Source organism: Blastococcus sp. TF02A-35 (genome assembly GCF_004571075.1).
Lineage (GTDB): Bacteria > Actinomycetota > Actinomycetes > Mycobacteriales > Geodermatophilaceae > Blastococcus.
This window is the reverse complement of sequence record NZ_SPQP01000025.1, coordinates 36,348-59,259: the sequence shown is the minus strand read 5'-3', so window position 1 is coordinate 59,259 and position 22,912 is coordinate 36,348. Positions and strand designations below refer to the sequence as shown.

Genomic DNA, 22,912 nt, shown 5'->3' with positions numbered 1-22,912 from the left:
GAGGGCGTCCGGGCGGTCAGCCCGAACGGGGTGCTCGGGGACCCCGCGGGGGCGTCGGCCGCGGAGGGGGAGTCCCTGCTGGCCGCCCTCGTCGGGCGGCTGGTCGCCGCGGCGCGGGACTGGCGGGTGGACCCCGCCGGGCGGCTCCTGGGGTGAGCCGCCCGGCGGGGTGCCGGGGTCAGGCGAGCGCGTCGGCGAACAGCGGGACGGCGTTGTCGAGCGCGTAGCGGATGCCCAGCGAGGAGCCGCTGGAGAAGGCGTTCACCAGCGTGGTGTCCTCGAGGACGACCGCGCGCCCCTCGCGGACGGAGGCGAGCGCCTGCCACAGCGGGTTGGCGGTGAACTCCGCGGCCTCGACGAAGATCGGGAAGGCCACCGTCAGCTCCGCGTCCAGCAGCGAGACCTGCTCCTCGCTGACCGGGACGAAGAAGTTCTCGGTCGCCAGGTCCTGCACCGCGGGGGCGTTCTCGAAGCCCAGCTGCTCCATGAAGTCGACCCGCGCGTCGCCGCGCACGTAGGCGCCGAAGCCGGCCGAGGTGAAGGCGCCCACGGCGACCTCGGTGCCCTCGAACTCCGGGTGCTCGGCGGCGGCGTCGGAGAAGGCCTGGTCGACCTCCGCGGTCAGCTCCTCCGCGCGGTCGCTGCGGCCCAGCGCCTGGCCGACCAGCTCGAGCTGCTGCTGCCAGGTGGTCTGGTACGGGCCGACGCCCTCGGGCTGGCCGACCGTCGGGGCGATCTTCTCGAGCGCCTCGTAGCGGTCCTGCTCGCCGCTGGACCGGGTGTCCAGGATGAGGTCGGGCTCCAGTGCGGCGATCGCCTCGAGGCTCGGCTCGAGCGTCTCGATGATCTGCGGCGCCTCGTCGTAGAGACCCTCGGCCCAGGGGCCCACGCCCTCGCCGCCGAAGCCGAGCCAGTCGCTGGCGCCCACGGGCTGCACGCCCAGGGCGAGCGCGGTCTCGGCGTCGGACCAGCCGAGGGCGACGACGCGCTGGGGCTCCTCGTCGATCGTGACGTCGCCGAAGGCGGTGCTCACGGTGACCGGGAAGGCCGAGGAGTCCGAGGCGGACCCGCGGTCGGCGGTGGTCCCCTCGTCGTCCCCGGCGCCGCAGCCGGTGAGGACGAGGGCGGCTGCGGCGAGCGCGGCGGCGCCGCGGAGGGCGGGACGGACGGGCATGGCTTCTCCTCGGTCGAGCTCAGGTAAGGGTGACCTAAGCATGTCGGTGCCGTTCCGCGTGCGCCGGGGCCTCGTCGCTAGGGTGCGCAGGGTGGTCGGGGCGGGCTCGCGGCCACGAGGGGCACCGTCGGGACGGGAGTGCGATCGATGAGCGGCGACGCCGCACCGCAGGAGGGCTGGCTGGTCGTCGTCGACCTGCAGCACGTGTTCCGGGACGAGGACTCGCCGTGGACCGCGCCCCGGTTCGACGAGGTCCGTCCGCGCATCCGCCGGCTGGTCGAGGCGTTCGGGGAGCGCGTCGTGTGGACGCGGTTCATCGCGCCGGCCGAGCCCGTCGGGGCGTGGAAGGAGTACTACGAGCAGTACGACTTCGCCCTGCAGCCGCCCGACGCCCGGCTCTACCAGCTGGTGGAGGACCCGGGCGGGCACCCGGTGGTCGACGCGACGACCTTCGGCAAGTGGGGGCCCGACCTCGTCGAGGTGGTCGGCGAGGGGCCGCTGACCGTCGTCGGCGTGGCCACCGACTGCTGCATCCTCTCCACCGTCCTGCCCGCCTCCGACGCCGGGGTCGCCGTCCGCGTGGTCACCGACGCGTGCGCCGGTGCCAGCGACGAGGACCACGAGCGGGCGCTGCAGGTCATGGCCGGCTACCAGCCCCTGGTGAGCTTCGCGACCACCGACGAGGTCCTGGCCGGCGCGTGACCGGACCGGTGCCGGAGCCGCCCGCGCTGCGGCTGCCCGACGGCTTCGCCGTCCGGCTGGACCCGCGCACCCGGCGCCGCGACGGCGGGACCGCGCTGCTCGGCGGCTCGCCGCTGCGGCTGCTCCGGCTGGCCCCCCGGGCGGCCGCGCTCCTGCCCGGCGACCGCCTCGTGGTCGCCGACCCCGTGACCGCGGCCCTCGCCGCGCGGCTGCTGGACGCCGGGGTCGCCCACCCCGACCTCGCGCCGTCCGGTGGGCCGGCGGTCACCGTCGTGGTGCCGGTCCGCAACCGCCCGGCGGCGCTCGCCCGGCTGCTCGCGGCGCTCCGCGCCGACCCGGGCACCGCCGCGCTGCCGGTGGTCGTGGTCGACGACGGGTCGGCCCGCCCGGTCACCGCCCCCGCCGGCGTGCGCGTCCTGCGGCACGCGACCTCGGCGGGCCCTGCCGCCGCCCGGAACACGGGCCTGGCGGCCGCGACCACCGACCTCGTCGCGTTCCTGGACTCCGACTGCGTCCCGCGCCCCGGCTGGCTGCACCGGCTGCTCCCCCAGTTCGCCGACCCCCGGCTGGCCGCGGTGGCGCCGCGGATCGTGCCGCTGGCCGGCGCGGCACGCGGCTGGGTCAGCCCGTACGAGGACGTCGCCGGCGCCCTCGACATGGGTCCGCGGCCCGCCGCGGTCCGCCCGATGTCGGCGGTCTCCTACGTCCCGAGCGCGGCGCTGCTGGTGCGCCGGGCCGCCGTGGGCGACGGGTTCGACCCGGCGATGCGGGTGGCCGAGGACGTCGACCTCGTCTGGCGGCTCGCCGGCGCGGGCTGGCGGGTGCGCTACGAGCCCGCTGCCGAGGTCGCGCACGAGCACCCGGCCGCGCTCGGCGACTGGCTGCGCCGCCGGGCCTTCTACGGCACCGGGGCCGCGCTGCTGGCCGCCCGGCACGGCAGTGCGGTGGCCCCGGTGGTGCTCGCCCCGGAGACGGCGGCGACCTGGGGGCTGGCCCTGCTCGGCGGCCGTCCCGGGCGTCTGGCCGCCGTCGGCCTGGCCGCCGCCACCGGCGTCCGGCTCGCCCGCCGGCTGCGGCGGCCGGGGGAGCCGCTGCCACTCGCGCTCGCGGGGGGTCTCGCCGTGCGCGGCCTGGGCGCCTCCGGGCAGTCGCTGGCCCGCGCCGTCACGCGGCACCACTGGCCGCTCGCGGTCGCGGCCTCGGTGGTCTCCGGCCGCGCCCGGCAGGTGCTGGCCGCCGTCGCCGTGGGCGAGGGGCTGCTCGCCTGGTGGCCGCACCGCAGGAAGACCGGACCGGTCCGTCACGTCGCCGTCCGGCGGCTGGACGACCTCGCCTACGGGGCCGGGCTGTGGGCCGGGGCGGTGCGGGCGCGCGACCCGCGGGCGCTGCTGCCGGCCCGCCCGCCGACGGCGTGACGCCGGGACACGCGGGCCCGGGAATGCTGAACGCGGCTCACGACTTCGCCACGGGGTGACCGCCGTGACGACCGCACCACCCCAGCCGCTCTCGACCGGACGGCTGGTGGCCGCCGTCGTCGCGCTGGCGTTGGGCGGGTTCGCCATCGGCACCACCGAGTTCGTGACGATGGGCCTGCTGCCGGACATCGCCGAGGGCGTCGGCATCGACATCCCCACGGCCGGGCACGTGATCTCGCTCTACGCGCTCGGCGTCGTCATCGGCGCCCCGGTCATCGCCGCCCTGGGCACCCGGCTGCCGCGTCGCGGGCTGCTGCTCGCGCTGATGGTCGCGTTCATCGTCGGCAACGCCTTCACCGCGCTGGCCCCGGGGTACGGCTCCCTGCTCGTCGCCCGGCTCCTGGCCGGCCTGCCGCACGGCGCCTACTTCGGCGTCGCCTCGCTGGTGGCCGCCTCGCTGGTGCCGCCGCACCTGCGCGGCCGCGCGGTCAGCTCGGTGATGCTCGGTCTCGCGTTCGCCAACCTCGGCGGGGTGCCGGCCGCGACCTGGCTCGGCCAGGAGTTCGGCTGGCGCAGCGCGTACTGGGCCGTCGTGGTGATCGCCGGGCTGACCATCGCCGCGGTCACCGCCGTCGTCCCCGGCGCACCCGGCAACCGGGAGGCCACCGTGCGGTCGGAGCTGGGCGCGCTGCGCCGTCCGCAGGTGCTGCTCACGCTGGTGGTCGGCGTCGTCGGCTTCGGCGGCATGTTCGCCGTCTACAGCTACGTCGCGCCGCTGGTCACCGACGTGACCGGCATGTCGCGCGGGTCCATCCCCTGGGTGCTGTTCGCGTTCGGGGCCGGCGGCGTGGTGGGCACCGCGCTCGGCGGGCGGCTCGCCGACCTCGCGCTGTTCCGCTCCCTGGTGGGCACCATGGTCACGACCGGGGTGCTCCTGGCGCTGGTCCCCCTCGCGGCCCGCACGCCGGTCACGATCGTCGCGCTGGTCTTCAGCGTCGGCGCGGCCGCCTCCGCCCTCGTCGTCTGCCTGCAGATGCGGCTCATGGAGGTCGCCGGCGAGGCGCAGATGCTGGGCGCCGCGCTGAACCACTCGGCCCTGAACGCCGCCAACGCGCTGGGTGCCTGGCTGGGCGGGCTGGTCATCGCCGCGGGCCTCGGCTACACCGCCCCGGGCATGGTCGGCGCCGGGCTGGCGGCCCTCGGCCTGGTCGCGCTGACCGCCTCGGCGATGCTCCGCCGCCGGGACCTCCGTGCGGCAGCGGCCCGGCGCGCCGGGGCCGAGGCCGAGCCCGTGCAGGTGAGCGTGGCCTAAGTCACTCTCCTGGGTGCAGACTCCGGGTCGGGCCCACGGAGTCCGTGGGCGCCATCGACCCCTGCAACGAGGCGGAGGACTGATGACCCCCATCACCGTGCGCGTGGACGGCGCGTCGTACACCGACGACGTCGAACCGCGGACCCTGCTGGTCCACTACCTGCGCGAGCAGCTGGGCAAGGTCGGGACGGTCGTCGGCTGCGACACCAGCAACTGCGGCGCCTGCACCGTGCACCTCGACGGCGAGGCCGTGAAGAGCTGCACGGTCCTCGCGGTGCAGGCCGACGGCAGCGAGGTGACGACGATCGAGGGCGTGGCCGGCGGCGCCGGGCTGCACCCGGTCCAGAAGGCCTTCCACGAGATGCACGGGCTCCAGTGCGGCTACTGCACGCCCGGGATGATCATGGCCTCGATCGACCTGCTGAAGGACAACCCGGACCCCAGCGACGACGAGGTCCGCGAGGGCATCGAGGGCAACCTCTGCCGCTGCACCGGCTACCAGAACATCGTCCGCGCCGTGCGGCACGCCGCCGCCGAGATGCGCGGCGGGGCGAACGGCGTCCCCTCCGGCTCGGTCTCCCCCGCGGTCGTGGACACGGCGGCCGCCCCGCACGTGGCGGTGCAGTCGTGACCGCCGTCGAGGAGCGCACCGGCGCCGCGGCGCCGGAGAAGGAGATCGGCAAGGCGCGCCGCCGCAAGGAGGACGCGCGGCTGATCACCGGCCGCACCACCTGGACCGACAACATGGTCCTGCCGGGGATGCTGCACCTGGCCGTCGTCCGCTCGCCCGTGGCCCACGCGCGGATCAGCAACGTCGACGTCAGCGCGGCGCGGGAGGCCCCCGGCGTCGTCGCCGTGTTCACCGGCCGCGACCTGGCCGAGGAGCAGGGCTCGCTGCCGTGCGCGTGGCCGGTGACGCCGGACATGGTCAACCCGGGGCACCCCTCGATCGCCGTCGACCAGGTGAACCACGTGGGCGAGGCGGTCGCGGTCATCGTGGCGCGCAGCAAGGCCGCGGCCCAGGACGCCGTCGAGCTGGCCGACATCGACTACGAGCCGCTGCCCGTCGTGCTGGACATGGAGGAGGCGGTGAAGGACGGCGCCGACCTCGTCCACGACCACCTGGAGTCCAACACCAGCTACCACTTCGTCTTCGACGCCGGCGAGGCCGGCACCGGCGGGGACACCGAGCAGGCGTTCTCGGGCGCCGACGTCGTCGTGAGCCGGCGCTTCGTGCAGCAGCGGCTGATCCCGGCGTTCATGGAGCCCCGGTCGGTCGTCGTCCAGCCGCAGGGCGACAACTACACGATGTGGTCGGCCACCCAGATCCCGCACATCCTGCGGGTGATGGCCGCGATGGTGACCGGCATCCCGGAGCACAAGCTGCGGGTCATCGCCCCCGACGTCGGCGGTGGGTTCGGCGGCAAGCTGCAGGTCAACCCGGAGGAGATCCTCTGCCTGCTGATCGCCCGCCGGCTCGGCAAGCCGGTCAAGTGGACCGAGACCCGCAGCGAGTCCCTGATGACCGCCCACCACGGCCGCGACCAGGTCCAGTTCGTCGACATCGCCGCCGACCGGGAGGGGAACATCCTGGGCCTGCGCGTGCGGCTGCTCGCCGACATGGGCGCCTACCTGCGGCTGATCACGCCGGGCGTCCCGGCGCTGGGTGCCTTCATGTACCCCGGCATCTACAAGTTCCCGGCCTACCGGTTCGAGTGCGACGGCGTCTTCACCAACAAGGTGCCGACCGACGCCTACCGCGGTGCCGGCCGGCCGGAGGCCACCTTCGCGATCGAGCGGATCATGGACGAGCTCGCCGTCGAGCTGGGCATGGACCCGCTGGAGCTGCGGCGGAAGAACTGGATCGACGCCGCCGAGTTCCCCTTCACCACCGTGGCGGGGCTGGCCTACGACAGCGGGGACTACGAGGCGGCGACCCAGCAGGCCCTGCAGCTGCTGGGCTACGACGAGCTGCGCGAGGAGCAGCGCCGGCGCCGGGAGTCAGGCGACCCGGTGCAGCTGGGCATCGGCATCTCCACCTTCACCGAGATGTGCGGCCTGGCGCCCTCGCGGGTGCTGGGCTCGCTGGCCTTCGGCGCCGGCGGCTGGGAGCACGCCTCCATCCGGATGCTGCCCACCGGCAAGGTCGAGGTCGTCACCGGCTCGACGCCGCACGGCCAGGGGCACGAGACGGCGTGGAGCCAGCTGGTCGCCGACTCCCTCGGGGTGCCGTTCGAGGACGTCGAGGTGCTGCACGGCGACACCGCGATCTCCTCCCGGGGCCTGGACACCTACGGCTCGCGGTCGCTGGTCGTCGGCGGGTCGGCGGTGGTCAGGGCGGCGGACAAGGTGATCGCGAAGGCGCGGAAGATCGCGGCGCACCTGCTCGAGGCCAGCGAGGACGACCTGGAGTTCGCGGACGGGAAGTTCTCCGTGCGCGGGACGCCGGGCACCGGCCTGGGCATCCAGGAGATCGCGCTGGCGATCTTCGCCGCGCACGACTACCCGGAGGGCATCGAGCCCTCGATCGACGCCGACGCGACGTTCGACCCGGAGAACTTCTCCTTCCCGCACGGCACCCACCTGTGCGCGATGGAGGTGGACACCGAGACCGGGTTCGTGAAGATCCGCAAGTACGCCTCCGTCGACGACGTCGGCACGATCGTGAACCCGCTGATCGTCGAGGGGCAGGTGCACGGCGGCCTGGCGCAGGGCATCGCGCAGGCGCTGTACGAGGAGGCGATCTACGACGCCGACGGCAACCTCACCACCGGCACCTTCGTCGACTACCTGGTGCCCTCGGCCGCGGACCTGCCGCACTTCGACACCGGCAACACGGTGCACGCGGCACCGGGCAACCCGATCGGCGCCAAGGGCGTGGGGGAGGCCGGCTGCATCGCGTCGACCCCCGCCGTCGTGAACGCCGCCCTGGACGCCGTCCGGCACCTGGGCGTGACCGACATCCGGATGCCGCTGACGCCCGAACGGGTCTGGCGGGCCATCCACCAGGGCGGTGACGGCGGGGACCGGGCGGCGGCCCGGAGCAACGCCCAGGCCGTCGACTCGTCCGACGCCCCGTCCACCTCCGGAGGTGCCCTGTGATCCCCGCCCCCTTCGCGTACGCCCGGCCGACGACGGTCGAGGAGGCGCTGCAGGCGATCGCCGACTGCGGTGAGGACGTGAAGGTCCTCGCCGGTGGGCAGTCGCTGATCCCCGTCATGCGGCTGCGCCTGGCGGCCCCGGAGACCGTGGTCGACCTCGGCAAGGTCGCCGGCCTGCGCGGGGTCCGCGACGACGGCGACGCGATCGTCATCGGCGCGATGACGACGCACTCCGACGTCCTCGCGGACCCGCTGGTCGCCGAGCATGCGCCGCTGATCGCCGAGGCGACCGGCACGGTGGCCGACCGGCAGGTCCGCCACCGCGGGACCTTCGGCGGCGCGCTGGTGCACGCAGACCCGGCCGGGGACCTCCCGGCGGTGGCGCTGGCGCTGGACGCCGAGTTCGTCGTCGCCGGCCAGTCGGGGCGGCGGACCGTGCCGGCCGGCGAGTTCTTCGTCGACTACCTGACGACGGCGGTCGGCGAGGGCGAGCTGCTGGTCGAGGTGCGGGTGCCGAAGTACACCGGCTGGTCGATGCGCTACGAGAAGTTCAACCGCGTCGCGCAGGCGTGGTCGATCGTGGCGGTGGCCGCCGCGGTGCGGCGGGAGGACGGCCGGATCGCCGAGGCCCGGGTCGGGCTGACCAACATGGGGCCGACACCGCTGCGGGCCCGCCAGGTCGAGGAGGCCCTCGCGGGGGCCGAGGCGACGGCGGAGGCGGTGGCCGCCGCTGCCGAGCGGGCTGCGGAGGGCACCGACCCCACCAGCGACCTGAACGCGCAGGCCGACTACCGGCAGCACCTCGCCAAGGTGCTGACGCGCCGGGCGGTGAGCACCGCCGCCGGGCTGTAGCTTGAAGGACCCCGTGCCCCCCAGCACTCGCAGGCTCGCGCCGGGGCCCTGCACGGGGCCGTTCCAGGACGTCACCAGGAGGTCCCCCCGTGCAGCTGGAGAACTCGTTCACCGTCCCGGTGCCCGTCGACGAGGCGTGGCGGGTGCTGCTCGACATCGAGCGGATCGCCCCCTGCATGCCCGGTGCCGCGCTGGACTCGGTCACGGGGGACGACTTCACCGGCCGCGTGAAGGTGAAGCTCGGGCCGATCAACCTGACCTACCAGGGCAAGGCATCGTTCATCGAGAAGGACGAGGCGGCGCACCGGGCGGTCATCGACGCGCGCGGCAAGGACCAGCGGGGCAACGGGACGGCCGCCGCCGTGGTGACGGCGACCCTCAGTGCCGAGGGGTCGGTGACGCGGGTCGACGTGCTCACCGACCTGAACATCACCGGGCGTCCGGCCCAGTTCGGCCGTGGCGTGATGACCGACGTCGGCAACAAGCTGCTCGGCCAGTTCGCCGACAAGCTGGCCGCCCAGCTGGGCGAGGGTGACGCCCAGGGCGACGCCGAGCGCGAAACGGCCACCCAGAAGGCCGTGGCCACGGCCGCGGGGGCGGTGGAGGAGATCGCCGCCTCCGCCGAGCAGGCCGTGGGGGACGGCGCGGTCAAGAAGGCCGCGGCAGCCACCAAGAAGGCCGCGGCGTCGACCACGGACAAGGTGACCTCCGCCGGCGACAGCGGCGCGGCGGCGCCCGCCAAGGCGGCGAAGGCCGTCAAGGCTGCGCCGGCCAAGGCTGCACCGGCCGCAGCCGCGCCCGCGAAGACGGCTGCCGCGAAGAAGGCCGCCGCCCCGGCGGTCAGCGCGGTGCCCTCTGCAAGCGACTCGGCTCCGGCGTCGACCGACTCCGCGCCCGCCGCATCGTCGTCGGCCCCGGCCGCGAAGGACACCGCCCCCGCCGCCAAGGCACCCAGCGCTCCGCCCAAGGGGCCGTCGGGGCCCCCGGCGCGCCCGGCCACCGGGGCGCCGCTGCGCAGCGTGCCGTCCGCCGGCCCGGTGCGGTCCACCGCGCCCGCTGCCCGGCCGAAGCCGGCCGAGCCGGAGCCGATCGACCTGCTCGAGGTCGCCGGCGGCGCCGCCGTGTCCCGCTACGCCGCGCCCGCCGCGGGCGTGGCCGCGGCGGTGCTCGTCGTGACGCTGCTCGTGCGGCGTCGCCGCCGTCGCCGCTGACCTGCGGAAACTGTCGGACCCCTGCCCTACTCTCGAACACGTGTTCGAGGGTGGTGGGTTCGGGTTCGGGTTCGGCGTGGGCGTGACCGTCCACGTCCTCGACGCGCCTGCCCGGCCGGCCGAGCTGCTGCCGGCCGGCGTCACGGCGCGCCCCACCCGGCTGGGCGAGCTGATGCCGGTGGTGTCCCGCACGGGCGACGAGATCGCCGTCGAGCTGCAGCGCATCCAGGTGCTCGAGGCGCGGCTGGCCGCCTACCGCGCCGAGCTGGTCGGCGAGCTCGCGTCCCGCCGGCCCGACAGCGACGACCGGCAGGTGGGCGAGCGGGGGGCGGCATCGCCCGACTGGCGGCCAGGTCCGCAGAACGAGCCGGCGCCCGGGGTGAGCGAGTTCTTCGCGGACGAGCTCGCCCACGTCCTGAACTGCTCGCGCACGGCTGCTTCCACGCTCGCCGACCAGTGCCTCGTGCTGCGCGGGTTCCTCCCGGGCATCTGGTGCGCGCTGGCGGACGGGGACCTGGACTGGCCCCGGGCCCGTGCCCTGGCGGCCGAGCTCGGGCCGGTCGCCCGCGATGTCGAGCCGGAGGTGCTGGCTGGGATCGAGGCAGCGGTCCTGCCGCGTGCCACCCAGCTGTCGGTTCCAGGCCTCCGGGCGGCGGCTCGGGCGGAGCTGCTGCGGCACGACGAGGAGGCGGCCGAGCGCCGGCGGAGGCATGCCCAGCGGCGCGCGGACGTGACCGTGAAGCCCCGCGCCGACGGGATGGCCGAGCTCTCCGTCTTCCTGCCTCGCCCGCTGGCCGCGGCGGTCAGGGACACGATCGACCGGTACGCCCGCATCGCCAAGGCCGACGACCCGTCGCTGCCGCTCGGCGAGCTGCGGGTCTCCGCGCTGGCGGACCTGGTGCTGCGGCCGTGGGACACCAGCCGTCCGCCGGTCACGGCACACCTGACCGTGCTCGCGCCGTTGCCCGCCGACGCCGACACCGACGCCGGCGCGGGTGCCGCGCCGGCGGAGGTGGACGGGCAGCCGATCACGGTGCCCCAGCTGCGCGCGCTGCTCGAGCACCTGGAGTGGCTCCTCCCGGGCGGGGTCCGCGCTCCGGCCGGCGGCTCCCTGGACCTCGCGCTGGTCGACCCCCGGACCGGCGACCTGCGAGCGACCGCGACCGCTGCGCAGCTGGAGCGCCTGGTGCGCAGGGGCTGCCCGAGCCATCCGCAGGGCGGCTGCCGCTGCTCCGTGCTCGGAGGGCCGCCCGTGACGGACCGGTACCGCCCGTCCGTGGCCCAGCGCCGCTTCGTGACGATGCGCGACCGCACCTGCCGCTACCCCGGCTGCGGCAACCATGCCGGGTGGGCCGATCTCGACCACGTCGTCCCGCATGGCGAGGGCGGGGAGACGAGCTGCGAGAACCTCTGCTGCCTCTGCCGCCGGCACCACCGGCTCAAGACGTTCGCGCCCGGGTGGCGCTTCGAGATGTCCCCCGACGGCGCGCTCGCCGTGACCACGCCGAGCGGCGTCACCCGGACCACCAGACCGCCGGGCCACTGGGCGGCGATGGGCTATCCGGCGCCGTCACGGGAGGCGCAGCTGATGGCCCAGGTCGGCGGGCCGCCCAGCGGCGGGGGGCCCGGGTACGAGGGTGTGGACCCGCCGCCCTTCTGAGCGAGCGATCAGCCGGGCAGCACCTCGGTGAGCCACGACATCGCCGCGGCCGCGACCAGGTGCGGGTTCTTCTTCAGCGAGTGGTCGCCCGGGACGGCGTACACCGAGGCCCCCGGCCGGCCCTGCAGCGCTGCCGCCACGTGCTCCGGCCGTCCCATCGCGTCGGTCTCGCCCTGCACCACGACCAGCGGAACGGGCACGGCGACCAGCTCCGGCGCCCGGCTCTTCTCCGGCTTGCCCGGCGGGTGCAGCGGGAAGGCCAACGACAGCACGCCGGCAGCGCCCTGCTCCGCGGCGGTCCGGCAGGCCACCCGCGCCCCGGCGCTGCGCCCGCCCAGCACCAGCCGGCCGGGCAGCCGGTCCAGCAGCCGCAGCCGGTCGAGCACCGCGTGCCAGGCCTCGTCCAGCCGCGGCGGGGCGGGGGCGATGCGCTTGCCCGCCACCCGCCACGGCTGGTCCACGCGGTGCACGAGCCAGCCGGCGTCGGCCGCCTCGGCGGCCAGCAGCGCGAGGTCCGCGGACTCCGAGCCCCCGCCGGCGCCGTGGCCGAGCACGAGGGTGCCTGCGCGCCCGTCGCCCGCGCTGGTCACCCGGGCCGGGCCGTGCGGGGTGCCGACGAGCGCGGGGTCCGCCGTCATGCCGGCAGCGCCAGCAGGGCGTCCACCGCGCCCGCCAGGTCCTCGGCCCGCACGTGCGGCTCCTCGTACACGGCCGGGTACGTGCGCTCGCTGCGGGGGAACCACGCACCGGTCAGCCCCGCCCGCTGCGCGCCCAGCACGTCCCAGCCGTGCGCTGCCACCAGCGCCATCCGCTCCGGCGCCACGCCGCAGGTGCCCGCCGCCCACAGGTAGGCCTCGCGGTTCGGCTTCCACGCGCGGACCGCCTCGCTGGACAGGGTCCGCTCCACCAGCGGCGCGATCCCGCCCCGCTCCAGCCCCGCCTCGGCGACGTCGGGGGAGCCGTGCGACAGGGTCACCACCCGCACGCCGGCCTGCCCCAGCCGCCGCAGCGCCGGCTCCACGTCCGGGTGCGGAGACAGCTCGCGGAACGTGTCGGCGACCGAGCTCCGGACGTCGGCGGGCAGCTCCGCCTCCTGCGCCAGCGCCGCGTCGAACGCCTCCCGGAACGGGCACCAGGAGCCGACGGCGGCAGCGGCGAAGCCGGTCAGCAGCGTGCGGGCGAACACCGTCCCCAGCAGCGACTCCGGCTGCCCGGCCTCCACCAGCGCGGCCCGGACCGGGGCCAGGTCCAGCAGCGTCTCGTTGACGTCGAAGGCCACGACCTCCGGACGGCGCCGCGTCACGCCGGCTGGTCGCGCTCGTCCGGCGGCAGGTCCGCACCGGCCGTCTGCGGACGGTCCAGCTTCCCGCTCACCTTCCGGTAGACCAGCCAGCCGACCACGGCGACGACCGCCGCCACGACGACGTAGTCGAGGTACTTCAGGTTCTCCTCGATGAAGTCGCCGGCGGCCACGCCCAGCCCGATGAGCAGGCTGTTCCAGATCAGGCTGCCCGCCGCGCTGAACAGCAGGAACTGGCCGAACGGCATCCTGACCACCCCGGCCGGCACGGAGATGAAGCTCCGCACGATCGGCACCATCCGGCCGAAGAACACCGCCGAGCGCCCGTGCCGCTCGAACCACGCGAAGGTCTTGTCCACGTCCTCGGTGCTCACCAGCGGCAGCCGGTCGAGGAAGGCGTGCGACCGCCGCGGCCCCAGCGCCCGGCCGACGTAGTAGAAGAAGATCGCGCCCAGGATCGACCCCAGGGTGGCGAACAGGACCACCGGGACGACCGACATGCGGCCCTGGTTGATCAGCACCCCGGCCAGCCCCAGCACCGCCTCGCTGGGGATCGGCGGGATGACGGTCTCGGCCAGGATGCTCAGGCCGACGCCCACCGCACCCAGCCGTTCCACGAGATCGAGCAGGAATCCGGTGATCCCACCCTCGTCGGAGGAGGCAGCGGCGAGGAGGTCCATGCCGCCCACGGTATCGGCGGGTGCTGCGCGCTGCCGCGACGCGTGCGGACGGCGGCACTACCGTCGGCAGGTATGCGCCAGCGCTTCACCGCCCGGGCCGCCGTTCTCGGTGACCGCGCCGGAACCGTCGTCCCCGACGCCGTCGTGGACGTCGCCGACGGGAGGATCACCTGGGTCGGCCCCGCGGGGGAGGCGCCGGCGCCGGGGGACGCCGAGGTCGTCGAGCTCCCCGGCGTCCTGACCCCCGGCCTGGTGAACACCCACTCGCACGCCGCGATGGTGCTGTTCCGCGGCCAGGGGGAGGGCCTGCCGCTGGACCGCTGGCTGCAGGAGGTCATGTGGCCGCGGGAGGCCCGCCTGACGGCCGAGGACGTCGAGGTCGCCATGACCGCGGCGTCGGCGGAGATGCTCGGCAACGGGATCACCACCAGCGTCGAGATGTACTTCCACCCCGAGCGGATCGCCGCCGCCGTCGGCGCCACCGGCGCGCGGGCGGTCATCGCCACCCCGCTCCTCCCGCTGCCCGGCATGCCGCCCATGGAGGAGCAGCTGCGGGCGGCCGTCGGGCTGGCCGCGACCGCCCCGGACGACGGCACCGTCGAGTACGGACTCGGCCCGCACGCGGCCTACACCGTCCCGCTGCCCCTCCTCGCCGACGCCGCGCGGGCCGCCCGCGAGCACGGCCTGCTGCTGCACCTGCACGTCGCCGAGACCGCCACCGAGGGTGCGGACCTGCTCGCCGCGCACGGCCTATCGGTCCCCGCGCTGCTGGCCTCCTACGACGTGCTCGGCGGCCGGGTCCTCGCTGCCCACTGCGTGCACGTGGACGACGCCGACCAGGAGCTGTGGCGGGAGTACGACGTCGCCGTCGCCCACTGCCCGGCCAGCAACGCCAAGCTCGCCAGCGGGGTCGCCCCGGTCCGCCCGATGCTCGACCGCGGCATCCGCGTGGCCCTGGGCACCGACGGGCCGGCGTCCAACGACTCCCTCGACCTCTTCGCCGACCTGCGCCTGGCCGCCGGGATGGCGCGGCTGCGGGAGCGGTCGGCCACCGCGCTCACCGCCGCCGAGGCGTTCTGGCTGGCCACCGGCGCCGCGGCCGACGCCATCGACCGCCCTGACCTCGGGCAGCTCGAGGCCGGCCGCCGGGCCGACCTGGTGCACGTCGACACCCGCGACCTGGTGTTCGAGCCGGTCGGCGACCCGGGCGACGTGCTCGCCCACCTCGTCTGGTCCGGTGCCGGGCGGCACGTCCGCGACGTCTGGGTCGGCGGCCGGCCGGTGGTCCGCGGCGGCGTCGCGGTGAACGTCGACGTCGCCGCGCTGCGGGCCGACGTGGCCGCCCGCGCCGCCCGCCTGGCCACGGGCTGACCTTCTTCAACCAAGTGGTTGACCACGCCCTGCCAGAGGTCTAGCGTTTTCCTCAACCGAAAGGTTGAACGAGGAGGAACACGGTGGCGGATCCGCTCTCCCGGGTGTTCTCGGCGCTCGCCGACCCCACCCGGCGGGACATCGTGGCGCGGCTCGCGGTCGGCGACGCCACGGTCAACGAGCTCGCCGCGCCCTACGACGTGACCGTCCAGGCCGTCTCGAAGCACCTCAAGGTGCTGGAGGACGCCGGCCTGGTGAGCCGGAGCCGGGAGGCCCAGCGCCGTCCGGTGCACCTCGAGGCAGAGGTCTTCGACCTCATGACGAAGTGGATCGAGCGCTACCGCCGCCAGGCGGAGGAGCGCTACCGCCGTCTGGACGACGTCCTGCGATCGATGCCGGACGCCGGGCCCCAACCCGCGAAGGCAACGCAGCCATGACCAGCACCACGCACCGCGAGACCCAGATCGTCGTCGACCCCGACGTCCCGCTCGTCCGGATCGTGCGCGAGTTCGATGCCCCGCCCGCGAAGGTGTTCCGGGCGCACGTGGACCCCGAGCTGTTCGCCCGCTGGACCGGCCCGAAGGGCATGGACGTCCGGATCGACCGGCACGACTGCCGCACCGGCGGCTCCTACCGCTACGTGATGAGCCAGGACGGCGAGGAGTACGCCTTCAACGGTGTCTTCCACGAGGTGCGCACCGACCAGCTCATCGTCCAGACCTTCGCCTTCGAGGGCATGCCCGACGACGTGGCCCTGGAGCGGATCGTCCTGGAGGACCTCGGCAACGGGCGCACCCGGCTCACCTCGACGTCGCTGGTCGACTCGTTCGAGGGCCGCGACGGTTTCGTCGCCAGCGGCATGGAGGTCGGCGTGAACGAAGGGTACGAGAAGCTCGACGCCCTGCTCGCCGAGGGCTGAGCGCTCAGCCGCCCGCCAGGAGCGCATCGTCGGTCCAGGCGTAGAGCCGGTCGTCGAGGACCACGGTCACCCACCCGTCGCAGAGCAGCGCCGGACCGTCGCCGAGGTCGGGCCAGCCGCCGCCGCCGTCGAAGGGCATGCCCAGCTGCGGCAGCTCGGTGCAGTCGGCCGGCGGGGTGGCGCCGCCGAGGTCGAGGTCGACGCGCCGGCTGCCGCCGTCGTCGCCGGCGGCCGACCCGGGCCGCACGACGACGACGTCGGTGCCCGCCGTGCGCGTCCAGCCGGGCACGTCACCGCTCGGCGCGCGGTCGGCCCGCGCGTAGCCGGTGGTGTCGGTGTGGCCCTGCAGCTCCGCCAGCACCTCGCCCGGGCTGTCCACGCCGGGCGGCATGGTCACCAGGAGACCCGCCACCGCCGCCCCGGCCACCGCCACCGCACCCGCTGCCACGCCGAGAACCACCTTGATCGTCATGCAGCGAGCCTCGGTCAGGGCGGCGTCCCTGCGCGTCGGCCGCCGGGATGATCACCGCGCTACGCCCGCAGGCTGATGGTCTCCCCCCGGTGCGCCGGCCGGACGGTCCCGGGCAGCCGGCGGCGGGCCACCTCGGCGACGAAGTCGCCCAGCGGCGAGGCGAACCGGTCGTAGTCGTCGTAGTGGACCGGCACCGTCACCGGCGGCTTGAGCAGCTCCACCAGGTCCGCGCCCTGCCGGCCGTCCATCGTCACCGTCAGCCCCAGCGCCTTGGTGCCGCCCAGGTGCGGGATGACGACGTCCAGCGGGCCGCAGCGCTCCAGCACCTCGCCCAGGAACGGCCGGAACAGGGTGTCACCGCTGATGTAGCCGCGCCAGCTCACCTCGCCGCCGCGCACCAGCTCCAGCACGCTGCCCATCACCGGCGGCAGCACTTTCGCCAGCACCCCGGGCCCGTGGACGCCGGGCACCGAGGTGATCCGCAGCTCCTCGTCGGTGCCCTGCGCGAGCACGTGCTGCTGCCACGGGCGCAGGTCCGACGTCGCGGCGAAGCCCTTGCGGTTCAGGGCCTTCGCCGCCTCCTGTGTGGTGACGACGGGCGTCGCCTTGTCCAGGTTGTCGGTGGCGATGTCGTCCCAGTGGTCGCCGTGCATGTGCGACAGCAGGATCGCGTCGAGGGCCGGCAGCTGGGTCGGCTGCAGCGCCGGGTCGGTGAGCCGCTTGGTCCACAGCCCCTTGCCCAGGTAGGCCCGCTGCCCCCGGTGCAGGAAGCTCGGGTCGGTGAGCAGGGTGAACGCCCCGACCCGCAGCAGCATCGTGGCGTTGCCGCCGAAGGTCATCGTCACGTCATCCGAGGGGTCGGCCATGCGCACGCGCTTACCCGCGCGTGGCGCTGGTAGACAGGGGGCCGTGCCAGCTCCCCGCGCCATCGACGAGGCGTTCCTCGCGCTGCCGCTGTCCGCGCTCACCGACGCCGCCCTGACCCGGGCGGTCGACCTCGGCTGCGAGCACGCCGACATCCGCGTCGAGCGCATCCGGACCCAGACCATCAGCCTCCGCGACGCCCGCCCCGAGGCCTTCACCGACAGCGAGGACCTCGGCCTCGCCGTCCGCGTGGTCCACGAGGGCACCTGGGGCTTCGCCGCCGGCGTCGTCCTCACCGCGGCCGAGGCGGTGCGCCTGGCCGAGGAGGCGGTCGCCGTCGCCCAGGTGGCGGCCGCGCTGAACCGCGACCGGGTGGAGCTGGCCCCCGAGCCGGTCTACGCCGACGCGACCTACGTCTCCGCCTACGACGTCGACCCGTTCACCGTGCCCGACGCGGAGAAGTCCGGGCTCATGACCGAGCTCTCCGAGCAGCTCCTGGCCGCCGACGGCGTCGAGCACGTGCAGGCCACCTGCATGCTGGTGAAGGAGCAGAAGTACTACGCCGACACCGCCGGCACCCGCACCCGCCAGCAGCGCGTGCGCATCCACCCCGACTTCACCGCGCTCGCCGTCGACCGCGCCACCGGGTCCTTCGAGAGCATGCGGACCCTGGCGCCGCCGGCCGGCCGCGGCTGGGAGTACCTCACCGGCACCGGCTGGGACTGGCGGGCCGAGCTCGCCGAGATCCCGGAGCTGCTGCGCGAGAAGACCAAGGCCCCGTCGGTGCAGTCCGGCCGCTACGACCTCGTCGTCGACCCGTCGAACCTGTGGCTGACCATCCACGAGTCCATCGGCCACGCCACCGAGCTGGACCGGGCGCTGGGCTACGAGGCCGCCTACGCCGGGACGTCGTTCGCCACCGTCGACAAGCTGGGCAGCCTGCGGTACGGCTCCCCGCTGATGAACGTGACCGGCGACCGCACCGCCCTGCACGGCCTGTCCACCGTCGGCTGGGACGACGAGGGCGTCGCCGGCCAGCAGTGGGACATCGTCAAGGACGGCGTCCTCGTCGGGTACCAGACCGACCGGAACATGGCCCGCCGGCAGGGCATGGGGCGGTCCAACGGCTGCGCCTTCGCCGACTCGCCCGGGCACGTGCCGGTGCAGCGGATGCCCAACGTCTCGCTGCAGCCGGCACCCGACGGGCCCTCCACCGAGGACGTCATCGCCGGCGTGGAGCGCGGCATCTACGTCGTCGGCGACAAGAGCTGGTCGATCGACATGCAGCGCTACAACTTCCAGTTCACCGGCCAGCGGTTCTACCGGATCGAGGGCGGCCGGCTCGCCGGCCAGGTCCGGGACGTCGCCTACCAGGCGACGACCACCGACTTCTGGGGCTCGATGCGGGTCGTGGGCGGCCCGCAGACCTACGTCCTCGGCGGTGCGTTCAACTGCGGCAAGGCCCAGCCCGGCCAGACGGCGGCGGTCAGCCACGGCTGCCCCACCGCGCTGTTCGAGAACGTGAACATCCTGAACACCGTCGAGGAGGCCGGGCGATGACCCGCGCGCAGGACCTGGTCGAGCAGGCGCTGGCCGCCTCCACCGCCGACGGGCAGGTCACCTTCGTCGTCGAGGGGTCGGAGGCCAACCTGCGGTGGGCGGGCAACAGCCTCACCACCAACGGCGCCATGCGCTCCCGCCGCATCGTCGTCGTCTCCTTCGTCGACGGCGGCACGGGGATGGCGGCCGGCACGGTCACCCGCAGCGGGACGCCGGACATCGCCGAGCTGGTCGCCGCCAGCGAGCAGTCCGCCCGCGACGCCGGGCCGGCCGAGGACGCGATGCCGCTGGTCGGAGAGGCTCCGCCGGGCGCCGGCGACTGGGACGCCGACCCCGCCGAGACCTCCATCGGCGTCTTCGCCGACTTCGCCCCGGCACTGGGCCAGGCGTTCGGCGAGGCAGCCGACCGCGGCGAGCTGCTCTTCGGCTTCGCCGAGCACTCGATGAGCACCACCTACCTGGGCAGCTCGACCGGGCTGCGGCTGCGCCACGACCAGCCGACCGGGCGGGTCGAGCTCAACGGCAAGAGCCCGGACTTCAGCCGCTCGGTGTGGGCGGGGACGAGCACGCGGGACTTCACCGACGTCTCCGTCGCCGACCTCGCCGCCGACGTGCAGAAGAAGATGGCGTGGTCCCAGCGGCGCATCGAGCTGCCCGCCGGCCGCTACGAGACGCTCCTGCCGCCCTCCGCGGTGAGCGACCTGATGATCTACCTCTACTGGACGATGGAGGCGCGCGACGCCGACGAGGGCCGCAACGTCTTCGCCCGGCCCGGTGGCGGCAACCGCATCGGCGACCGGCTCGCGCAGCTGCCGCTGACCCTGCGCAGCGACCCGCACCACCCGGGGCTGGAGGCCTCGCCGTTCCTGGTGACCGGCGCCTCGTCGGGCGGGGCCTCGGTCTTCGACAACGGCATGGCCACGCCGGCGGTGAGCTGGATCGAGAACGGCGTCCTCGCCAACCTGGTCCGCCCGCGCGCGTGGGCGCTGCGCACCACCTCCCCGGCCACTGCCGCCGTCGACAACCTGGTCCTCGAGGACCCGACCGCCACGGCCACGCAGGAGGAGATGATCGCCGCCACCGAGCGCGGCCTCCTCCTCACGACGCTCTGGTACATCCGCGAGGTCGACCCGCAGACCCTGCTGCTCACCGGGCTGACCCGGGATGGGATCTTCCTGGTGGAGGACGGCGAGGTCACCGGCGCGGTGAACAACTTCCGGTTCAACGAGTCGCCGGTGGACCTGCTCGGCCGCGCGGTGCAGGCGGGGCGCACCGAGCGCACGCTGCCGCGGGAGTGGAACGACTGGTTCACCCGCACCGCGATGCCGGCCCTGCGGGTCCCGGACTTCAACATGAGCAGCGTGAGCCCGGCCAGCTGAGCGGAGCGGGGGCGTTCCGTCACAGGTGGCGACAAGTGGATCTCGGCAGCCCTGGCGGAAACTGACGGCGACGACGCGTGCATGCCGGATTACGCTCGGTTGCGGAAGAAGAGCAGTCGGAGAGCTTTACCCCAGACCTGGTTCTGCCGAAACCTCCCGTAGCTCGAAACTTCCGTACATCGCAACGCGGGGCCCCTCTTCCCGGGGGCCGTCGAGGGGAGGACTCCGTGAGCAGGAGTCGCAAGCCGTCCGTCTTCCAGGTGGGCAAGGTCCGCGACGACGGCCACACCGTCGTCATCTCGGGCTGGGGTCTCGGTCTCTGCGCCGCGGCCTGCGCCTGCCACCGCCACCCGTCCGCCGGTCACCTCGCCATCTCCGAGGACCAGGCCGGTGGCTCCATCGGTCTGGTCAGCTTCCGCGAGGACGGCTGCGACTGCTGCGAGCCGTGGACCTCCGAGGAGCTCTCGGCGATCCTGCGCGACTTCCAGGCCATCGCCGGCATGGAGGCCCAGGAGCCCCTCGCCGGTTGAAGGAAGGACCCCCGCGCCCCCCGGCACTCGCTCCGCTCGAACCGGGACCCTGCGCGAGGGCCGTTCCATGAGCTGCGGTGCGGGGTAGGCGCGGTCCCATGTTGGGACGCGCTGCCCTGCGGGGCGCTGTTGCCGGTCTGGCCGGGGTCGCCGCGATGACGCTCGGCGAGAAGGCCGAGCAGGCCGTGACCGGCCGCCCCGACAGCTACGTGCCCGCGCGCACGGTCACCGCGCTCACCACCGGCCGCCGGCTCCCGGGCTCGGCCCGGCCGCCGGTGCGCAACCACCTCATGCACTGGGGCACCGGCGCCGCCGTCGGTGCCCTTCGCGGCATCTGGGCCGCCTCCGGTCTCCGCGGCTGGCGGGCGTGGGCCTGGCACACCTCCGTGCGGCTGGCCACCGACCAGACCCTGGAGAACGCGACCGGGGTCGGGGCACCGCCGTGGACGTGGTCCCGTCGCGATCAGGTCGTCGACGTCGGCCACAAGGCCGTCTACTCCCTCGTCACCGGCGCGGTCGCCGACCGGCTGGTCCCGCTCGCCGCCGACCGCCGCCCGACGGCACCGCGCGGGGTCCGCGCCGCCGCTGAGTCCACCGCCCGCGGTGCGGTCGGGACCTCGTGGGACGCCTGTGACGACTGTGGCGGTCCCAGGTCTTGCGTTGGGCGCGCCGAGCACTACAAGTCGATACCGCCTCCCTACGGTCCGTGCTGACGCGCTTGGTTGAGGCCCCTTCCCCGGGTCCGGCGCGGGTGATCGGAGGCCACGGTGCAGACGCTGCGCACGACCACGCGTCGCCGCTCGCGCGCTGTCCTGGCGCTCGGCGCGGTGCTGCTCGCCGGTGCGACCGGCGTGCTCGCCCCGACCCCCGCGGGCGCGGCCCCCGGCTCCGCGGCCGAGGCGACCCGCCTGCTGCAGGAGACCGCGCAGCGCCTGACCGTCATCGAGGAGCAGGTCCACGAGGGCGAGCTCACCGTCGCCCGCCTGCAGGCCGAGGCCGCCACGGCCGCCGCTGCCGCGCAGGCCGCCCGTGACGTCCTCGCGGTCCACGAGCCGCAGATCCGCGCGATCGCGCAGAGCAGCTTCCAGAAGCAGGAGTCGCGGGTCGCGGCCTTCCTGACCAGCGAGTCCGCCGAGGACCTCATCCAGCAGATGACGACGCTGGACATGATCGCGGCGCACACGAACAGCGTCGTCTCCGAGGTCGCCCGCGCCCGCGCCGCGGCCGAGGAGGCCCAGGCGGCCGCGGACCAGGCGACGGCCACCGCGCAGGCCAGCCTCGCCGAGCTCGAGAAGCAGGAGGCCGAGGTCCAGCAGCAGGCGGAGAAGTACCAGTCCGACCTCGCCCGCCTGTCGGCCGAGGAGCAGGACCGGATCTCCACCGCGATCGCCGGCCCCAAGCTGGCCGCCCCGTCGATCGCCGAGCTGCCGGTCGCCCCCAACGGTGCAGCCGCGACCGCGATCCAGGTGGCGCTGTCCAAGGTCGGCTCGCCCTACCGCGGTGGCGCCTCCGGGCCTGGTGCGTTCGACTGCTCCGGGCTGACCTCCTACGCCTACGCCGCCGCAGGGGTCACCCTCCCGCGCAGCAGCCGCGCCCAGGCCACCATCGGCCGCCAGGTCGGCCGTGCCGAGCTGCAGCCCGGCGACCTGGTCTTCTACTACACGCCGATCAGCCACGTCGCCCTCTACATCGGCGACGGGAAGATCGTGCACGCCCGCACCTACGGCACGCCGCTCTCGGTGACCACCGTGGACCAGAACGGCTTCCGCTTCGGCGTCCGCCTCACCGGCTGACCTCGTCGCCGGCCGACCGGTCGGCGAGGTCCTGCACCGCGGCGGCGATCCGCTTCGCCCGCGTTGCCGGGGTGCCGGCCGTGTGCACCCGCCACAGCACCGAGTACCGGTCCGCGCTGCCCAGCGCGTCGAACGCGGCCCGCGCCGCGGGCGCGGCGTCCAGCGCTGCCGCGAGGTCCTCGGGCACGGTGATCGTGGCCGGTCCGGCGTAGGCGCGCTCCCAGCGGCCGTCCGCCTTCGCCGCCTCGACCGCCGCGAGGCCCGCCGGGCGCATCCGGCCCTGCTCGACCAGCCGGGCCACGGTCTCCACGTTCTTCAGGGACCACACGCTGCGCGGGCGCCGCGGGGTGACCCGCTGCACGTACCAGGTGTCGTCGACCCGGTTCGCCCGGCCGTCGATCCAGCCGAAGCACAGCAGCACCTCGACCATCCCGGCCCAGTCGACCGAGGGGATCCCCGACCCCTTCTTCGCGATCTTCACGTAGAGCCCGGGCGACGTGGCGTGGTTCTCCTCCAGCCACTCCTCCAGCGCGGCCTGGTCGGCGAAGGCGCGCACGGGGAGGTCGGTGGGCTCGGGCACGCCGACATGGTGGACCCCGGGTACGACAACCGCAGCT

The 22,912-nt window shown here is 74.9% G+C and carries 23 protein-coding genes; 16 read left to right on the top strand and 7 right to left on the bottom strand.

Annotation, left to right across the window (positions count from 1 at the left end; all coding sequences use genetic code 11):
* Positions 1-178: 178 nt before the first annotated feature.
* The gene (locus E4P43_RS13065; protein WP_135145894.1) at positions 179-1,174 is read right to left on the bottom strand and encodes an iron-siderophore ABC transporter substrate-binding protein; all 996 of its coding nucleotides are present in this window, start codon (positions 1,172-1,174) and stop codon (positions 179-181) included.
* Positions 1,175-1,321: 147 nt separating this feature from the next.
* On the opposite strand from E4P43_RS13065, the gene E4P43_RS13060 reads away from it, so the two are divergent.
* From E4P43_RS13060 to E4P43_RS13025, 8 genes are all read left to right on the top strand, one after another.
* Complete coding sequence (locus E4P43_RS13060; protein WP_135145893.1) at positions 1,322-1,876, top strand: cysteine hydrolase; 555 nt, start codon at positions 1,322-1,324, stop codon at positions 1,874-1,876.
* On the top strand, positions 1,873-3,291 hold the full coding sequence (gene mftF, locus E4P43_RS13055) for a mycofactocin biosynthesis glycosyltransferase MftF (RefSeq protein WP_135145892.1): 1,419 nt from the start codon (positions 1,873-1,875) through the stop codon (positions 3,289-3,291). The genes E4P43_RS13060 and mftF overlap by 4 nt, the downstream gene beginning before the upstream one ends.
* A 64-nt stretch (positions 3,292-3,355) precedes the next feature.
* Positions 3,356-4,603, top strand: coding sequence for an MFS transporter (locus E4P43_RS13050; RefSeq protein WP_245159113.1), 1,248 nt, complete (start codon positions 3,356-3,358; stop codon positions 4,601-4,603).
* An 82-nt stretch (positions 4,604-4,685) separates the two neighbouring features.
* Entirely contained in the window at positions 4,686-5,234 is a 549-nt protein-coding gene (locus E4P43_RS13045) for a (2Fe-2S)-binding protein (protein ID WP_135145890.1), read from the top strand.
* Entirely contained in the window at positions 5,231-7,705 is a 2,475-nt protein-coding gene (locus E4P43_RS13040) for a molybdopterin cofactor-binding domain-containing protein (RefSeq protein WP_135145889.1), read from the top strand. Before E4P43_RS13045 ends, E4P43_RS13040 begins: the two co-directional genes overlap by 4 nt.
* The gene (locus E4P43_RS13035) at positions 7,702-8,556 is read left to right on the top strand and encodes a xanthine dehydrogenase family protein subunit M (protein WP_135145888.1); all 855 of its coding nucleotides are present in this window, start codon (positions 7,702-7,704) and stop codon (positions 8,554-8,556) included. The genes E4P43_RS13040 and E4P43_RS13035 overlap by 4 nt, the downstream gene beginning before the upstream one ends.
* Before the next feature lie 89 nt (positions 8,557-8,645).
* Positions 8,646-9,767: an SRPBCC family protein gene (locus tag E4P43_RS13030; RefSeq protein ID WP_135145887.1), complete on the top strand. Its 1,122-nt coding sequence runs from the start codon at positions 8,646-8,648 to the stop codon at positions 9,765-9,767.
* Positions 9,768-9,807: 40 nt separating this feature from the next.
* The gene (locus E4P43_RS13025) at positions 9,808-11,427 is read left to right on the top strand and encodes an HNH endonuclease signature motif containing protein (protein WP_135145886.1); all 1,620 of its coding nucleotides are present in this window, start codon (positions 9,808-9,810) and stop codon (positions 11,425-11,427) included.
* A gap of 8 nt (positions 11,428-11,435) precedes the next feature.
* Here E4P43_RS13025 and E4P43_RS13020 read toward each other — a convergent pair whose 3' ends face one another.
* Genes E4P43_RS13020 through E4P43_RS13010 form a run of 3 tightly spaced genes read right to left on the bottom strand, consistent with a single transcriptional unit; the run spans position 11,436 to position 13,407 of the window.
* On the bottom strand, positions 11,436-12,065 hold the full coding sequence (locus tag E4P43_RS13020; protein WP_135145885.1) for an alpha/beta family hydrolase: 630 nt from the start codon (positions 12,063-12,065) through the stop codon (positions 11,436-11,438).
* Entirely contained in the window at positions 12,062-12,730 is a 669-nt protein-coding gene (locus tag E4P43_RS13015) for an HAD-IA family hydrolase (protein WP_135145884.1), read from the bottom strand. Before E4P43_RS13015 ends, E4P43_RS13020 begins: the two co-directional genes overlap by 4 nt.
* On the bottom strand, positions 12,727-13,407 hold the full coding sequence (locus E4P43_RS13010; protein WP_135145883.1) for a DedA family protein: 681 nt from the start codon (positions 13,405-13,407) through the stop codon (positions 12,727-12,729). The genes E4P43_RS13015 and E4P43_RS13010 overlap by 4 nt, the downstream gene beginning before the upstream one ends.
* A gap of 72 nt (positions 13,408-13,479) precedes the next feature.
* Here E4P43_RS13010 and E4P43_RS13005 point away from each other — a divergent pair, with 72 nt between their 5' ends.
* The 3 genes from E4P43_RS13005 (at position 13,480) to E4P43_RS12995 (ending at position 15,697) form a co-directional block, all read left to right on the top strand.
* Positions 13,480-14,778 (top strand): amidohydrolase family protein, encoded by a 1,299-nt coding sequence (locus E4P43_RS13005; RefSeq protein WP_135145882.1) that lies wholly within the window; start codon positions 13,480-13,482, stop codon positions 14,776-14,778.
* Positions 14,779-14,861: 83 nt separating this feature from the next.
* Positions 14,862-15,215, top strand: a complete 354-nt coding sequence (locus tag E4P43_RS13000; protein WP_135145881.1) for a metalloregulator ArsR/SmtB family transcription factor — start codon at positions 14,862-14,864, stop codon at positions 15,213-15,215.
* A complete protein-coding gene (locus E4P43_RS12995) occupies positions 15,212-15,697 on the top strand; it encodes an SRPBCC family protein (protein ID WP_135145880.1) in 486 nt (161 codons plus the stop codon). The genes E4P43_RS13000 and E4P43_RS12995 overlap by 4 nt, the downstream gene beginning before the upstream one ends.
* A 4-nt stretch (positions 15,698-15,701) precedes the next feature.
* On the opposite strand, the gene E4P43_RS12990 is transcribed toward E4P43_RS12995, so the two are convergent.
* The gene (locus E4P43_RS12990; RefSeq protein WP_135145879.1) at positions 15,702-16,169 is read right to left on the bottom strand and encodes a hypothetical protein; all 468 of its coding nucleotides are present in this window, start codon (positions 16,167-16,169) and stop codon (positions 15,702-15,704) included.
* Positions 16,170-16,228: 59 nt separating this feature from the next.
* Positions 16,229-17,035 carry an MBL fold metallo-hydrolase gene (locus tag E4P43_RS12985; RefSeq protein ID WP_135145878.1) on the bottom strand — a complete coding sequence of 269 codons (807 nt, stop codon included), beginning with the start codon at positions 17,033-17,035 and terminating at the stop codon, positions 16,229-16,231.
* A gap of 43 nt (positions 17,036-17,078) precedes the next feature.
* Between E4P43_RS12985 and E4P43_RS12980 the strand changes: the two genes are divergently transcribed.
* The 5 genes from E4P43_RS12980 to E4P43_RS12960 all read left to right on the top strand — a co-directional run bounded on the left by E4P43_RS12980 (position 17,079) and on the right by E4P43_RS12960 (position 22,295).
* A complete protein-coding gene (locus E4P43_RS12980) occupies positions 17,079-18,593 on the top strand; it encodes a TldD/PmbA family protein (RefSeq protein ID WP_135145877.1) in 1,515 nt (504 codons plus the stop codon).
* On the top strand, positions 18,590-19,972 hold the full coding sequence (locus E4P43_RS12975) for a metallopeptidase TldD-related protein (protein ID WP_135145876.1): 1,383 nt from the start codon (positions 18,590-18,592) through the stop codon (positions 19,970-19,972). The genes E4P43_RS12980 and E4P43_RS12975 overlap by 4 nt, the downstream gene beginning before the upstream one ends.
* Before the next feature lie 227 nt (positions 19,973-20,199).
* Positions 20,200-20,502, top strand: a complete 303-nt coding sequence (locus tag E4P43_RS12970) for a hypothetical protein (RefSeq protein WP_135145875.1) — start codon at positions 20,200-20,202, stop codon at positions 20,500-20,502.
* A 98-nt stretch (positions 20,503-20,600) separates the two neighbouring features.
* The gene (locus tag E4P43_RS12965) at positions 20,601-21,215 is read left to right on the top strand and encodes a hypothetical protein (RefSeq protein WP_245159112.1); all 615 of its coding nucleotides are present in this window, start codon (positions 20,601-20,603) and stop codon (positions 21,213-21,215) included.
* A gap of 54 nt (positions 21,216-21,269) precedes the next feature.
* Entirely contained in the window at positions 21,270-22,295 is a 1,026-nt protein-coding gene (locus E4P43_RS12960) for a C40 family peptidase (RefSeq protein WP_135145874.1), read from the top strand.
* Here E4P43_RS12960 and E4P43_RS12955 read toward each other — a convergent pair.
* Positions 22,285-22,875, bottom strand: coding sequence for a YdeI/OmpD-associated family protein (locus tag E4P43_RS12955; protein ID WP_135145873.1), 591 nt, complete (start codon positions 22,873-22,875; stop codon positions 22,285-22,287). The two genes, E4P43_RS12960 and E4P43_RS12955, sit on opposite strands and share 11 nt — an antisense overlap.
* Positions 22,876-22,912: the final 37 nt, after the last annotated feature.

What these genes read in the sequence shown, in the direction of transcription:
- E4P43_RS13065 (WP_135145894.1), bottom strand. Translation starts at nt 1,174, where the DNA reads ATGCCCGTCCGTCCCGCCCTCCGCGGCGCCGCCGCGCTCGCCGCAGCC.
- E4P43_RS13060 (WP_135145893.1), top strand. Translation starts at nt 1,322, where the DNA reads ATGAGCGGCGACGCCGCACCGCAGGAGGGCTGGCTGGTCGTCGTCGAC.
- E4P43_RS13045 (WP_135145890.1), top strand. Translation starts at nt 4,686, where the DNA reads ATGACCCCCATCACCGTGCGCGTGGACGGCGCGTCGTACACCGACGAC.
- E4P43_RS13020 (WP_135145885.1), bottom strand. Translation starts at nt 12,065, where the DNA reads ATGACGGCGGACCCCGCGCTCGTCGGCACCCCGCACGGCCCGGCCCGG.
- E4P43_RS13010 (WP_135145883.1), bottom strand. Translation starts at nt 13,407, where the DNA reads ATGGACCTCCTCGCCGCTGCCTCCTCCGACGAGGGTGGGATCACCGGA.
- E4P43_RS13005 (WP_135145882.1), top strand. Translation starts at nt 13,480, where the DNA reads ATGCGCCAGCGCTTCACCGCCCGGGCCGCCGTTCTCGGTGACCGCGCC.
- E4P43_RS12995 (WP_135145880.1), top strand. Translation starts at nt 15,212, where the DNA reads ATGACCAGCACCACGCACCGCGAGACCCAGATCGTCGTCGACCCCGAC.
- E4P43_RS12990 (WP_135145879.1), bottom strand. Translation starts at nt 16,169, where the DNA reads ATGACGATCAAGGTGGTTCTCGGCGTGGCAGCGGGTGCGGTGGCGGTG.
- E4P43_RS12985 (WP_135145878.1), bottom strand. Translation starts at nt 17,035, where the DNA reads ATGGCCGACCCCTCGGATGACGTGACGATGACCTTCGGCGGCAACGCC.
- E4P43_RS12975 (WP_135145876.1), top strand. Translation starts at nt 18,590, where the DNA reads ATGACCCGCGCGCAGGACCTGGTCGAGCAGGCGCTGGCCGCCTCCACC.
- E4P43_RS12965 (WP_245159112.1), top strand. Translation starts at nt 20,601, where the DNA reads ATGTTGGGACGCGCTGCCCTGCGGGGCGCTGTTGCCGGTCTGGCCGGG.